Here is a 14187-nt window from a genome sequence, read left to right as displayed (position 1 = left end):
AGATTATTTTTTAACGCAGCGGACTCTGACGTCTATATCCTTATGGTAATAATTTCCGTAGCCATCGTTGATGTCTATGTAATAAGCATAATCAGAATCCTTACTGTTCGATTTAGAAGACCAAAAAACGCAGCAAGGCTCTCGTAGAATATGATTTTTTAATTGTGCCATGTCTCGCAATTCTTCAGGTGTTGGAAGCCTCATACCTTTGCTTTCACATATATCGACCGCGTCATCCCATTTCATTAGACCCTCAAAATTGCCCCATCCAACGTTTCCTATAGAAACTATTTTATTTTCTGAATAATTAATAGTTTCTGGTTTTGAAATTGAATTCTTTTTTTCTGCGGCTATTACTGATTCGCCGCTTTTAATTCTATAACGAGGATTCAAAATTTTAATAGCAGCTTCCTTGATATAAAAATCAAAATCATTTTCAAAAAAAGAAATATCGACTATTGATTTTGTGTAAAAATCTTTTGATTTTGGATCGCGTTTTAGATTATTTAAAAGAAGTTTAATCTGACCTTGATCTTTAAAAACTTTTCCGTGAATTAGTTCATCTGCATCTCGTGCGTCGGCAATCTCTGAAAGGATTTCTTTTGTATCACGTCCTTGCCGCTGAAGGCTTTCCACTTGTCGTAAAAGCAAATCTAAGTCAGATTGAGAAATAATATTGTAACTCCCTCCAAATTTTTCCACTAAATGAGATTTGAGTTTTGTGATGATGCTTTCTCGTATGGTTTCAGGAACGTCATTGGCGATACTAAGGTTGGCGATGTAGATTCTGTTTTTTTCCTCCACGGTTTCTGAGTGTGAAAATAAATGAGATGAGTATCCTTTTAAACCGACGAGTAAACCTAATACCAAGATAGTTAATTTCAAGAGTCGAAAGGTTTGTAATTGGAACATCTTTACAGAATATCATCTGCAAGATAAATTTCAATCTTTATTCGAGATACTGGAATGTATAGATATCCCCTTTTTTCCTTGAAAGCTATTCGGATACAAGAAATCTATCCTCATGAACATTTCCTTTCGACTAATTTTTGTATGCCCTTTTATTTTAGCTTTTCTTTCTTGTAACCTTTTTGAAAAAAAACAAGAACCGATCCTCGTTGAAGCTGAGACAGAGGTTCCTTCCGTGATTCCAGAAAGCAAAGAAGAAAAATGGGAAGAAGTTGCAAGCATAGTAAAGCCAGAGCCATCATACAAATTAATTTGGAATGAAGAAAAAGTAAAATTTCATATAGAGCCGCGATTTGGAATCGTAGAATCGTTTCAAGATAAACTTGCTTATGTAAAGTATCAGGAGAGGAAAGAAGTAAAAGAAGGATATATTGATCTTGAAGGCAAACTAGTGATTCCGACTAATTATGATTATCCGAACTACTCTTTTCAATATGGACTTGCGAGGGTTGTTAAGAATAATAAAACGGGTTTCATAGGAAAGGACGGAAAGATTGTAATACCTTTGCAATTCCAAGAAGCAGGAAATTTTACAGACGTAATTACCTGGTTTAAATCGAACGGCAAATATGGATTTATCGACATGAAAGGAAAAGTCATCATCGAACCAATTTATGATTTAGTCGAATCCTTTCAAAAAGAACTAACTTGTGTTAGCCAACGTGGAAAATTTGGATATATTGACGAGAAGGGGCTACTTGTTATTTCCCTTCATTTTCAAGAAGCGAATAGTTTTAGAGAAGGGCTTGCTGTTGTAAAACAAAATGAGAAGTTTTTCTTTATTAATAGATATGGTAGGCGGGCAATTCAGAATAGTTTTGATTTTGCAAATTCTTTTTCGGAGGGTTTAGCCCGTGTGCGTGTCGGCGGTAAATACGGATATATCAACAAGAAAGGCGAATGGATAGTAAAACCAGAATTAGAGCAGATGTATCACGATGCATTCTATTTCAAGGAAGGAAGAGCAGTGTTCATGAAAGGGGAAAAGTATGGTTATCTCGATAGATCTGGTAAGGTAATAATCGAAGCTAAGTATGATTTTGCAGATTCATTCTCCGAAGATCTCGCAGTTGTAGCAGTCAATAATAAAGTTGGATATATCAATCGTTTTGGGGATTATGTGGTGAAACCGCAATTTGAAAATGGGGAAAGTTTTTCGGAAGGATTTGCTGCGGTAAAAAAGACAGGGTTATATGGCTTTATCCGCAAAGAAGACATTGCGAAAGAAGTTGTGGTAAAATAAAAATTTACTTATCGGTCACTGAAATCGTAGACAAGTTTCATCATCAAGCCTGGATTTTTTGTAACAAAGCGAACAACGTCTGCATGTGTGACTGAATAAAGAGAAACAGAATCTTCGTTGATATAGGTAAACTCAGATGGAAGTCCCCGTTTAAGTCTGAGCATGGATCCAACAAAGTCTCCTCGTTTCAAAATGCCTTTCAGTTTTCCCCGTCTTTCTACTTTAACTTCGCCTTGACGGATAATATAGATTTTGTCCAAAGGTGTGCTTTCTTGAATTAGGATAGATGGCTGATGAATTTCAACCGGATTGAGCATGGACTCTAAAAGTGTTTTTTGAGTTGCGGTTAATGATTGGAAGGCGCTACTAGATAGAACATTCCAGGACTCGGCATCTCTCATTTTTGCTACTTTTACTAGCGTTTTTTCAAATTCTGTTCCACTAATAAAACTTAAAAATCTATCTTTTGTAATAGTATAAGCAACGACATCTGTTTCAGCAACCACAGCCGCAGTTCTTTTTTGATCTGTAATCAAGGCTACTTCGCCAAAGTAATCATAGGTGCCATATACTTTCTTGGAAACAAGTCCTTCTGATACGACTGACACATTCCCAAAATAAATTACATAAAATTTATCCGCTATCTCACCTTTTTGAATAATCAAATCTCCTTTTTTAAAGGTAACTTCTTCTACGATATTGATAAACTCCATCGCTTTGCTAATTGAGAGTCCTTCAAAAAAATCTAGACTCTTTAAAACGCCTAGAACTTGGCTTGCTTTTTCGAACTGGGGAGGAGTTGCTGGAAAATAGAGAGTATTCTCAATTCCAAATTTAGCGAGTCTTAAACTTGTTTCTTTCGGAAAGTCTTTGGTCGCAATATGATAGACAACAGTTTTTTCCTTAATGTCTTCTGGTAGCGAGTCTAGAAATTTTATCGGAGTATGCAATGGCGCAACGCCTGATTCATGATAAATCACTTTGGAGTTCCAAGGAAATTTTCTTAATTCATCGTAACGTTCGCGGCTAATAATATTTTCCCGCAGAAATTTTTCATGAATCTCTGGGTCGTTGTTGTGATCGGAAGAATAAACGAAAGATTGATCTTGAAATTCCATTTTAAATCCAATCGCAGGAATTGAATGCAATGTGTAGAACATTTCAAATTTGCCACCGTAGATGAAAGCTGGCTTATTAATTTTAATTGGATGAAAAGTAAAAAGACTTTTTAAATATTCCTTTGATACATTTGTAAACGCAGAATATTTATAAAGAAAACTATTCATAATAGTTTCCGTTGTGTAAATATTGATCTTTCCCTCCTCTAAAATTTTTTGAAAAGTTCCAGCATCATGATCTGCATGACAGTGAGTTAGTATAATGGAGTCTATGAACTTTGGATTTACATTTGAATCTAAAAGCCATTCAGTAGAATTCACGGGAGGATCTACCATGATACCAAAATGGTTTAGCCAAATAATGAAGCCGGAAGTATTTTCGTCTGGATCAAAACCATGACTAGGACCCAAGCAGGTAACGCCAAATAAAGGTGGAATAAATGGTTCGCGTAGGCGCTCACTGATATTATAAAAAGCTTTGTATTCCATCTTACCCGGAACGTCAGTAATATGATGTGATCCAATAGAGACCGAAAAATCGCCGTTAGCCTTCTTCTTAATTGTGGTTCCTTGAATAGTGAAATGATCATCTTTAAAAATTCCGAATCCAACCATTTCGTGAAATTTAAAAGTGCTACTGAAAAATTTATGCTCTGATTTTAAATCAGGAACATAGGTGTCACCGTTCAACAATTCGTAATCTTTTGCTACATCTAGATTTCGAGGACCAAAAATAGATTCACGCAAAACTTTCTTGAATCGCCGAAATTGTTCTTCACTGCAAATAATAAAGGTTCGTTTTTTTCTGAAGAAGAAATTAAAATATATGGGAAATTCTAATTCGGCAACGCTGATTCCTTTTGTCCAACTAAAAAATTCTGATGGTAATACAAAAACTTGTGGAACTCCACCCTCTAAAAACATTGTATCTTTGATGGTCTCCGGGGGAGAACCAAACTGAATTGCGGAAATATCTGTCTTGACTAAATAGCCTCCACGAGGGAGGGAAATTAGGCACGGATTTTTCTCATCATGACTACTCATTTTTGAACCTTACTTACTAATCGAATTAGCATGATAGAAAGAGTCAACTTTTTTATACTGAGTCATCAGTATTTTCTGAAATGGGAATGAGCGAAATTCGTTCTAAATATTTCAATGGCAACCTTGAACTTTGAAAATATAATTTGGCATTCAAGAAGATTTACATTGATACAAGAAATGAATCAATAAAATCAATGATTTCTATAAAAGATATTTTGGAGACTTTTCAATATGTTTAAAAAAATATAAAAACTTGAAAAAAAAACACAAGATAGCGCACTAAAATCTTTTTTAAAACCCAATGTAAATAGGATAGTTTGGTTTTATGAAAAAAGATTATTTAGACAGGATTAACAAAATTTACAGGATGATCTTTCCGAAAGTCACTTTGACTTGAGTATATATCATTAGAAAAAAAGGAAGGGTATATAGATTAATGGAGAGAGCTTTTTTTTAATTCAAAATTTTTTTGTAAGCGCATGATTTTGATATTATAGGGGATCGATAATGAACAGTGATAGTAATGAAAAAAATCAGAACGATTTAATTTCTGATAATGGTAAATCAGATGAACAGACAGAAAAAGGCGATGTTCAAATAATGTCTGATGATCCGAGATTGGTAAATTCATTAAATGATGATTCAGGGAAAATTGCGGATGATCCAAGTCTTTGGACGTGGCTTCCAAATTCCCGTGTAAGTTCGGAAGAAGAAAACTATTTGCTCCTGCGACATGAAGAACATGCATTTACTCAGAATAACCAATTTGTAGAAGGTTGCAATTTTGGGGAAAACGATTCTGAAAACACGCCTGTTCCGCCAAATCAAGAGTTGCCGCTCGGATTCAATGAGGCTCTAGGAAAGGCACTGAAACAAGCAAAGGAGCGATATGCTGGTTTTACTGCTGATGGATATGAAAATGGAAAAACAGTCACAAATAGAAAAATTTCTTTTCCAAAAGAAAACTACAAAGGTAGTGATATTCGATCTAGTATTCTTATTCCAGAAAAATATTTATCCTTATTCTATACGAAAGTCAGAGAACATCGAGGAGTGCGGGCTTATATCGTTTATCTGCTATCTAAGTATAGAATTCATATTTCCAATGGGCTAGTTCCTGCTTATTCAAATCTAACTACAAAGTATCAGGAAAAAGGTCAGGATTTGAAAAAGATTGGCTTTCGTCCTAATCCTGCTGATTGGGCTGAGTTAAAACTCTATCGAGTTAGTTTTGGGATGTCAATCTCCGCGTTTTTGATTTACTTACTAATTGCGGATTCTACCGATTTTGCGCAAGCCCTATCGTATTTCTTGTGGTCGGTCGGAATTCCTGCGACACCCAGTTTAGACTTGGCTGCAAAGTTATACTTATGTCACAACAGAGATTACTACTCCGCAGTTTTTCAATTTCGACAAAGCAATTCCTCATAGACTATCCATTTTTCACAAAGACCGGATACCCCAAATTACCCGCACATACCCCTCCATGGCAAAGCCATACCAATTTCAAACCTCTCGATCTAAACTAAAACCTTCAATTATCTCCGGTATTTTAGATTTTGCTTTTTTTGCGATTTCATAAGCCTCTTCCATTGGAAGTCTCACAGCAAAGGTCAGGTTTTCTGATTTTACAGAGATTGCGGTTAATTCAAATTTAACCCGTTGTGTTTTTAAAAAGTTTTTAATTGCATCTTTCGATTCAACATTTTTGCAATTAAATTTGATATATGTGTGATGAACTTCTAGTGGTGGCAAATACTTCAAAATTATTTGCACCCCACTCATCACCAAAAAACCAAAAACTGCTAGGTTTATAAATCCTGCTCCACAAGCGACTCCAGTGACTACTGAATAGAAAAAAGTTGCTGTATCTTTCGCGTCGCGCAGCGTTGTTCGAAACTGAATGAAACTTAGAGACCCGAAAATCCCGACTGCCCATGCGAGGTTTTGACCAATCACATTGATCATGATAGAAAAAACAATCGTAACAATAATTTGAGAGTGAATGACAGAACGATCATAATTCTTGCCTGTATAGGTTAGATAGGATACTCCGCTTACGAGAAAGCCGAGGAATGTTGCAATCCCAATTCGAAATGCAAGTTCGGTCATTGGCACAATGTCTTGTTTTTCAGGTGCCTGTAAAATTAATTTAATAAAATCAAAATCCACTTCTCTGTAATCTTATTGCTTCGTCCATTTTATACAACCAAGTTTTAGATAGACATAGAAAATAATTCTAGTAGCTTAGGGAAATGTATTCTATTTCGTATCGAATTCTTTTTTACTTTCTTTGCAATTTGTTTGCTTTGCTTTTTCTTTCCTGTCAGCGAGAAAAGGAAGGACTCTATGGACACGAAAGTAGCCCCAAAGCTTTTTGGTCTCCGAGCAAGGCGGTGCTTGCCAATGCTATTCGCGAAGAAAAGTTTTACAAGCTTTTCAAAGGTCATCAAAAGAGTTTTCATTTTGAAGGTAGTGGAGTGTTTGCAAAGGAAAATCTTTTTTACGTAGTCTTCGATAATTCTGCTGCAATTGGAGTAATCGAATCATCTCTTACAGGACTTTCGGACTCCAATTTCTTAAAAGGTAAACTGTTGGATAAATCAAATTATGAAGGAATTACCTATCGCGAATTAGAGCCATCATCTTTTTATGTTATGATTGAATCATTAGAGCGGAATAATGGACATTATCCGGCAATTGTTCAGTTGGATGCAGATTTAAATTTCAAAGAAAAGAAGTTTGTCAAGTTTGAATTAGAAAAGAAAAATAAAGGTCTTGAGGGAATAACGTTCATTACCCGTAATGGAGAAAATTTTATTCTTGGACTTTGCGAAGGAAATTTTTGTAATAGCGACAAAGAAAAGACCCGTGGAAACGGACGCATTCAAGTCTTAAAAGAAACTGCTGATGACTGGGTTGTGATTGCGGAGATTAAACTACCTCGGTCAGTCAACTTCCTGGATTATTCAGATATGGACATTGAAAATGGTAGAGTTGTTATTGTTTCACAGATGTCTTCTGCCCTTTGGGTAGGAGAGCTTCATCCTGAAAAATGGGAAATGTTGGATAAGGGAATTCTTTATTATTTTCCTTTCGGGGATCGCGAAGGAAACGCGGGGTTAGGTGGAGAAATTATCTACTGCAATATAGAGGGCGTGTCTTGGTTTGGAATGCATGAGATTGTAGTTGTATCAGATAAACGAAACGAAGATCAGGAAAAATGGTGCAAGCACAAAGAGGAAATGATTCATATATTCGAAATTCCCCATATGTAAAAATAACTTACCTTGCAAAAATTAGCCGAAAATAAAAGAGTATAATAATTGCATTTCGGTTGCGAAAAGCTGCAACCGCCGCGCTCGCAGCTACTGTCCAGAAATTGTTGCCGATTTAAAAGTAGATTGCTAACGCAATTTGTCTCTATCGAACCAAGCAATTTCTGGACATCGTTTTGATCGCTAATGCTAGTCTTGAAGAAACATTTTTTAGGAAAAAAATATGAGCAGAAAAGTTGGAATTAAAGAACGAATCAAATACGAGTTTGAAAACACACTTTCAAAGGGAACGATTGCGATCATTGGTTGGTTAGCGCTTGTTTCCTTATTAATCGTCATCATCGCAGGAACCATAATTACTGTTGGTCAAATTTCTCTAACCGCTGATGAAAAGCTTGGATTCTTCGAAGCTACTTGGCGAAGCTTGATGCATGCGTTAGACGCAGGAGCCGTCGGTGGGGATGGAGCGGATAACGGTTGGTCGTATCGTCTTATCATGCTTATTGTTACGATTGGAGGAATTTTTATTTTGAGTGGTTTGATCGGGGTTCTTACATCTGGACTCGATGCAAAGCTCGAAGAAATGCGCAAAGGTAGATCAAGAGTTTTAGAAACAAATCAAACCCTCATATTAGGTTGGAGTGGAAAAATTTTCCCTATCATTTCTGAAATTATTATAGCGAATTCAAGTCTCAAGAGGGCAAGCATTGTTATCCTCGCGGACAAAGACAAGGTCGAAATGGAAGATGAACTAAATTCCAAAATTCCAGATAGAAAAACAACTCGCATTATTTGTAGAACCGGTAGTCCTATGGATGTAAACGATTTGGAAGTTGTAAGTCTTGATGAAGCGAAATCCATTGTAGTCATGGCACCGGACGATCCAAATCCAGACATTAGTGTAATTAAAACAATTTTGGCGATTACTAACAATCCTCATCGAAAGACAGGGAAATACCATATCGTTGCAGAAATGAAGCACCAAGAAAACTTAGCCGCAGCAAATCTGGTTGGTGGAGATGAGGCTACTTATGTATTATCCCCAGATTTAATCGCCCGTGTAACTGCTCAGACTTGCAGACAATCCGGGTTAAGTGTGGTATATACTGAGTTACTTGATTTTGATGGAGTTGAAATTTATTTTAAAGAAGAGTCTTCTTTAAAAGGTAAAACTTTTAAAGAAGTAATTTTTGCTTATGAGAGTTCTGCTGTTATTGGAGTAATGTCGAAAGATGGCATCGTATCAATCAATCCTCCTATGGATACAGTCTTTGGTGAAAAGGACAGCATCATTGTGATTGCAGAAGATGATGACACTATTCTATTAACAGAAAAATCCAATTATGAAATAAAAGAAAATTTATTTCAGTCGCCTAAACCTGAAGGTTTAAAGAAAGAAAAGACTTTACTTCTTGGATGGAATGAGAAAGGAGCAAGGATAATAAGTGAGTTAGAAAACTATGTAGGAACTGGCTCTGAAATCACAATTGTTTCTGAGTTAGAAGAAACAGAATCGGAGCTAAGCAGTATTAAACTCAAGAAACAAAAGGTGAAGGTGATTAACGCCAATATTACCGACCGAAAAATTTTAGACTCGTTAGATGTCTCTTCCTTCAATCATATTATCATACTCTGTTATACGAATGAGATGGATATTCAAGAGGCTGACGCAAAGACATTAATTTGCTTACTGCACCTTAGAGATATTGCCAATAAAACAAATAAGAATTTAAGCATCGTGAGTGAAATGCTCGACAACAAAAATCGTGCCCTTGCCGAAGTAACTAAAGCAGATGATTATATAGTGAGTGATCGGATAATCAGTCTTATGCTCTCACAGCTTTCAGAAAAGAAAGAATTGAAGAAAGTATTCGATATTCTCTTTGAAGCAGAAGGGTCTGAAATCTATTTAAAGCCTGTAACTGATTATGTGAGAACGGGCGATCCAATGAATTTTTACACAGTGCTAGAATCAGCAGCTCAGAAGAAACAAGTCGCAATAGGATATAGAATTCATGCCAATGCGAATGATGCATCAAAAGCGTATGGCGTTGTTATCAATCCTAAGAAGTCTGACATGATTCGGTTTACTTCGGAAGATAAAGTCGTCGTCCTTGCAGAAGATTAGTTTATATTGTAGTAAAATCTAAAGGTAATGGTAATCCTATGAAAAGAATAATTTTTGCTTTTTATTTTGTTGTGGTTAATTTAATTTTTCCGCAAGAAGTAATTAAATCTAATGTGGATAATTTAAAAAAGAGCGAGCCTTCTAAGACAGAGGCTCCTAAAAAAGAAGTAGGAATTCCGTTTATGAAGGCAGAATGGAAAGAAGTTCTCGCTAAAGCCACAAAGGAAAAAAAATACATTTTCATTGATGCCTATACAGTCTGGTGTAATCCCTGCAAATGGATGGATGATAATGTCTATAATACTAAAAAAGCAGAAGATTATTTTGGTGAAAAGTTTGTAAGCATCAAGATGGATATGGAAAAAGAGGAAGGGCTTTTATTTAAAGAAAAGTATAAAGTAGAAGCTTATCCATCGTATCTTTTCTTCGACTCTTCTGGAAAAATTATTCATCGATTTCAAGGTCCCCTTGAAGTCGATGAATTTCTGGTTGAAGTGGCTAATACCTTTTTGCCTGAAAAAGCCTTTTATGAATTGAAAAGAAAATATGAGAAAGGCGGTAAGGATGAAAAAACTCTATATGAGTTAATCTTTGCTTCCTTTAAGGCGCACGGTGAGGTTAAGGCCGATTTGCTTGAAGATTATTTTGATACCCAGGATGATTTTCTATCAAAGAAGAATTGGAAAATCATGGATGATTTCGTTCTTGATATCAAGTCTAAACCATTTCGCTATTTAACGGCTAATCGCGAAAAATTCTATCCTGCACACGGAAAGGACGTAGTCGAAAAAAAAATCTATCTAACTAAAATGTCTTACTATGCTAAATATGAAGACTGGAAAAATTATGCGATAGTCGCCGTAGCCTATGCCGAAAAATATTCCATGAATGATTGGAAAGATTTAGACGCTATTGCATGGCGACTTTCTGAAAAAGTAAAAGATCCAAAGGTATTAGCTAAGGCGGAAACTCTTGTTAAACGCTCGATTCAACTCGAACCAAATTTTTTAAACCATGAAACACATGCACAGGTTTTATTTAAACTTGGAAAATACAAAGAGTCTCATCTGGTTACAATGAATAGCATTCGTATGGCGAAAGAAGCAGGCGAGAGTTATGACAATAGCATTAGTTTACTGAATCTGATTATACAAAAGCTTCTAATTCAACTGGATTCTAAAAAGGGAAAATAAAATTATTCTCCTGTGATCTGGATATAACGATTAGTTATTGGGTTTTTGGTTTTTCCAGTTAAGCACATGAGGCAAATCATCATCCAACCAATAAGCGGTAGAATCCGTTACGACTAAGATTTCTTCCCATTTAACGCCTACATCTTGTTTGCCGATGTGCGGTTCTATTGCCCAGAGTCCGGGTTCTGCTCGATGATTTGATGAACCATTCCAAAATGGAACCACTGTATTGTTTTCAAAACCAAACTTTGGAATCATTGCTTGAGCAGTCTCGCCTAGCAGATACAGGAAAGTTTGCGCATGAAATCCAAAAACTTTAAAAGGAGGAATTTGTAAAAATGGCAGGCGACCAATCTTATGACCTAGAACTTCGGCGGGATACATTTTATGACAGTTCATATAACCCATCTCGGAAATAAGCTTATCAACTTTGGTATAGATTTCGCTTAACGTTCTTTCAGCTAGAATTTCTTCTAAAATTAATTTACGAAAAATTTCCAAATCTAAAATTGCTTTTTCTACTATTGAATTTTCTCCAAAGGCAAATGCATATCCTATATCGCAGGCTCTTCCCTCTAGAGTAGGGGCTGTGTCTAAAATGACACACATTCCTTTTTCTAATTTGCGTCTAGTTGGTTGAAAGTCAAAGTAACTATTGAAATTGGTGAAGGATGTTCTATCTCCAAACCAGGCAAAGGAGGTATGAAAGAAATTCCTTACTCCTTTTTTTTGTAATACTTCATCTAATAAATCCGCCGCTTCTCTTTCAGTAATTCCTGCGGATAATTTAGATTTAACTTCTAGCACAGAATCATAAGCTAGCTTCTGAACTTTTTTATAAAGTTCTAGTTCTGATTCTGTGTATGTTTCCATTACTCTACTTTTAATAACTCTACATCAAATAAAAGTGTTGCGTTAGGTGGAATGTCAGCACCTGCACCACGCTCTCCGTATCCGGAGATGAGAAGGAATGGTTAATTTGCGTATGCCGCCAATTTTCATTCCTTTAACGCCTCTGTCCCAGCCCTTAATTACTTCGCCACGACCAAGTATAAAGCTGAAAGGTCCTCTACCAACAGAACTATCAAACTTTTTACCATTGGTTAGAGTTCCGGTGTAATGCACAGTAACCGTATTTCCATCTTTGGCTTCTTTTCCAGTTCCTACTTTTACATCTTTTACGATCAGGTCTTTTACATCCTGAGCTCCAACGCCAATGCTACTAAACGCTACTAAACTTGCTACTAACAAAATTTTAAACATACTTTCTCCTTTAAATATTAAATACAATTTTTTTACCACCGATGGACACCGATAAGGGGCTTACTCCTGTCACCTCGAACAGTATAACCGTCCTCCCGTTTGCTTAGTCGCAAACCCAACGCCTTCGCAAGGTCTATACCACAAAAATAGTATAAGGTTAACTTCATACTATTTTTGTCAGATAGATTTCTCACATACTGAGGTTCGAAATGACTGTGTAATTCTTAACTTAATGACCTTGCCAAATCCATCCGTGTGTATCTGTGTTCATCCGTGGTAAATTCTTATTTCCCTTTATTCTCTTTCAAACACTTTCTAAATTTACTACGTCTTTGTTTTTCAAAACTAGTAATAGAATTTTCATGAACGAGCGTTAATCCAATATCATCGAGACCTCTGTAGAGACAGTCTTTACGAAATGGATCTACATCAAAAGAGTAGGATTTGCCATTACCCGCTTTCACAGTTTGGCTCATTAGATCAATTTCTAACTTTGCGTTAGGAGTAGAATCTACATACTTGAAAAGTTCATCTACTTGTTCGGAAGGAAGAACGATTGGAAGCATTCCATTCTTAAAGCAGTTGTTATAAAAAATATCTGCATAAGAAGGAGCAATGATCGAGCGAAACCCATAGTCTTCAAGTGCCCAGGGTGCGTGCTCGCGAGAAGAGCCGCAACCAAAGTTATCTGCTTTCATGATTAACTCCAATACCTGATGTCTACAAATTTTCCTTCGATTGCAGCGGCAGCCGCCATTGCAGGTCCAACTAGGTGTGTGCGTCCGCCTTTACCTTGACGTCCTTCGAAGTTACGATTAGAAGTAGAAGCACATCTATCTCCTCGTGAGAAAACGTCATTATCATGGCAAGACACATAGAGCAACCTGGATTTCTCCATTCAAAGCCAGCTTCGACGAATATCTTATCCAGACCTTCCGCTTCCGCCTGACGCTTTACACGACCCGCGCTGCCAGAGCCGGGAACCACAATCGCAGTCACTTTAGAGGAAACTTTTTCCCTCTTACAGCGCTAGAAGCGGCAATTCGTAAGTCTTCGATACGAGAATTTGTGCAAGAGCCGATGAAAACTTTATTCAGGGTAATGTCTGTTATCTTCTGACCTGCTTGTAATCCCATATAGGCAAGAGCGCCTTCGATAGATTTCTTAACAGTTGGATCAGTCGCAGAATTAGGATTCGGGACAACATCAATTGCTAACTTGCCAACTTGACTGGGAGAAGTTCCCTATGTGACGGTAGGAGTAAATATCTTCTGCTTTTTTAAAACAATCGTCTTACTCTCAAAAGTAAAACAGCCCTGGGCTGGGGTTGCTATATAAGAATGCCCATTTCCTTAATTATGTTTATATCAAAGTTTCCTTTGAGTGCATGGTCTTTGCCTTTGATATACTTAAAAGTAGTTTCATCAGGTACAAAAAATCCAGCACGAGCACCGGCTTAATCGATATATTGTGCTGCCAGTCATATTGACCTTCCATCGATAAAAAGAACGAATAGCCCTACCGGTATCTTCTAATCATATAACCAGTAGCACCATCAGTTCCAGAATTTTTCCAATGATATGCAAGAATAATATCTTTTAGGATAACGTGTGTGTGGTAAAATTTCCTTCTACATGAATTTCTATTGTTTTAGGTTTCTTTTTTGCTGAAATCCAAAGTTTGAGTGACATAAAAAATCTAACTTTCACTCTGTTCCAATTCTCCCTCCAAATGCAAGTGTACCAAAAGCCCCGTGTGTAGAAGTATGAGAATCCCCACAAACAATCGTCATCCCAGGATGCGTTAGTCCCAATTCAGGAGCGATAACATGGATTATCCCCTGATCTGGATTGGTGAGATCGTAAAGAGTAATTTTATTTTCTTTGCAGTTTTTAATCAGGGTTTTCATCTGAATCGCAGAAATCGGATCTGCAAAATCCATATCCTGACT

Annotated in this window: 10 protein-coding genes and 3 pseudogenes; 5 read left to right on the top strand and 8 right to left on the bottom strand. The window is 36.6% G+C overall.

Annotated elements, in window-relative coordinates; translation table 11 throughout:
* Positions 1-3: 3 nt before the first annotated feature.
* Positions 4-912, bottom strand: a complete 909-nt coding sequence (locus IPH52_16780) for a DUF1566 domain-containing protein (protein MBK7056663.1) — start codon at positions 910-912, stop codon at positions 4-6.
* Between the two features lie 112 nt (positions 913-1024).
* Between IPH52_16780 and IPH52_16775 the strand changes: the two genes are divergently transcribed.
* Positions 1025-2212 carry a WG repeat-containing protein gene (locus tag IPH52_16775; protein ID MBK7056662.1) on the top strand — a complete coding sequence of 396 codons (1188 nt, stop codon included), beginning with the start codon at positions 1025-1027 and terminating at the stop codon, positions 2210-2212.
* A gap of 8 nt (positions 2213-2220) precedes the next feature.
* On the opposite strand, the gene IPH52_16770 is transcribed toward IPH52_16775, so the two are convergent.
* Entirely contained in the window at positions 2221-4254 is a 2034-nt protein-coding gene (locus tag IPH52_16770; GenBank protein ID MBK7056661.1) for a cAMP/cGMP-dependent 3',5'-cyclic-AMP/GMP phosphodiesterase, read from the bottom strand.
* A gap of 627 nt (positions 4255-4881) precedes the next feature.
* Between IPH52_16770 and IPH52_16765 the strand changes: the two genes are divergently transcribed.
* On the top strand, positions 4882-5805 hold the full coding sequence (locus tag IPH52_16765; GenBank protein MBK7056660.1) for a DUF1564 family protein: 924 nt from the start codon (positions 4882-4884) through the stop codon (positions 5803-5805).
* Positions 5806-5880: 75 nt separating this feature from the next.
* On the opposite strand, the gene IPH52_16760 is transcribed toward IPH52_16765, so the two are convergent.
* Positions 5881-6546, bottom strand: a complete 666-nt coding sequence (locus IPH52_16760; GenBank protein ID MBK7056659.1) for a DUF4956 domain-containing protein — start codon at positions 6544-6546, stop codon at positions 5881-5883.
* A gap of 83 nt (positions 6547-6629) precedes the next feature.
* Here IPH52_16760 and IPH52_16755 point away from each other — a divergent pair, with 83 nt between their 5' ends.
* The 3 genes from IPH52_16755 to IPH52_16745 all read left to right on the top strand — a co-directional run bounded on the left by IPH52_16755 (position 6630) and on the right by IPH52_16745 (position 10973).
* Positions 6630-7652, top strand: coding sequence for a hypothetical protein (locus IPH52_16755; GenBank protein ID MBK7056658.1), 1023 nt, complete (start codon positions 6630-6632; stop codon positions 7650-7652).
* Between the two features lie 223 nt (positions 7653-7875).
* Positions 7876-9780 carry an NAD-binding protein gene (locus IPH52_16750; GenBank protein ID MBK7056657.1) on the top strand — a complete coding sequence of 635 codons (1905 nt, stop codon included), beginning with the start codon at positions 7876-7878 and terminating at the stop codon, positions 9778-9780.
* Between the two features lie 38 nt (positions 9781-9818).
* Entirely contained in the window at positions 9819-10973 is a 1155-nt protein-coding gene (locus IPH52_16745; GenBank protein ID MBK7056656.1) for a thioredoxin family protein, read from the top strand.
* A gap of 30 nt (positions 10974-11003) precedes the next feature.
* Here the strand turns inward: IPH52_16745 and IPH52_16740 are convergent, their stop codons facing one another.
* From IPH52_16740 to IPH52_16720, 5 genes and pseudogenes are all read right to left on the bottom strand, one after another.
* Positions 11004-11846, bottom strand: a complete 843-nt coding sequence (locus tag IPH52_16740; protein MBK7056655.1) for an aminopeptidase P family protein — start codon at positions 11844-11846, stop codon at positions 11004-11006.
* Positions 11846-12236: pseudogene (locus tag IPH52_16735) on the bottom strand (FKBP-type peptidyl-prolyl cis-trans isomerase). The gene IPH52_16740 and the pseudogene IPH52_16735 overlap by 1 nt, the downstream one beginning before the upstream one ends.
* Before the next feature lie 284 nt (positions 12237-12520).
* Positions 12521-12934 (bottom strand): 3-isopropylmalate dehydratase small subunit, encoded by a 414-nt coding sequence (leuD, locus tag IPH52_16730; protein ID MBK7056654.1) that lies wholly within the window; start codon positions 12932-12934, stop codon positions 12521-12523.
* Between the two features lie 2 nt (positions 12935-12936).
* Positions 12937-13525 (bottom strand): annotated as a pseudogene (locus IPH52_16725) (hypothetical protein).
* 422 nt (positions 13526-13947) lie between these two features.
* Positions 13948-14187, bottom strand: a pseudogene (locus tag IPH52_16720) (3-isopropylmalate dehydratase large subunit).

The organism is Leptospiraceae bacterium, assembly GCA_016708435.1.
Taxonomy (GTDB): Bacteria; Spirochaetota; Leptospiria; order Leptospirales; family Leptospiraceae; genus UBA2033.
The sequence above is the reverse complement of the archived record's forward strand: the minus strand, read 5'-3'. Positions and strand labels throughout refer to the sequence as shown.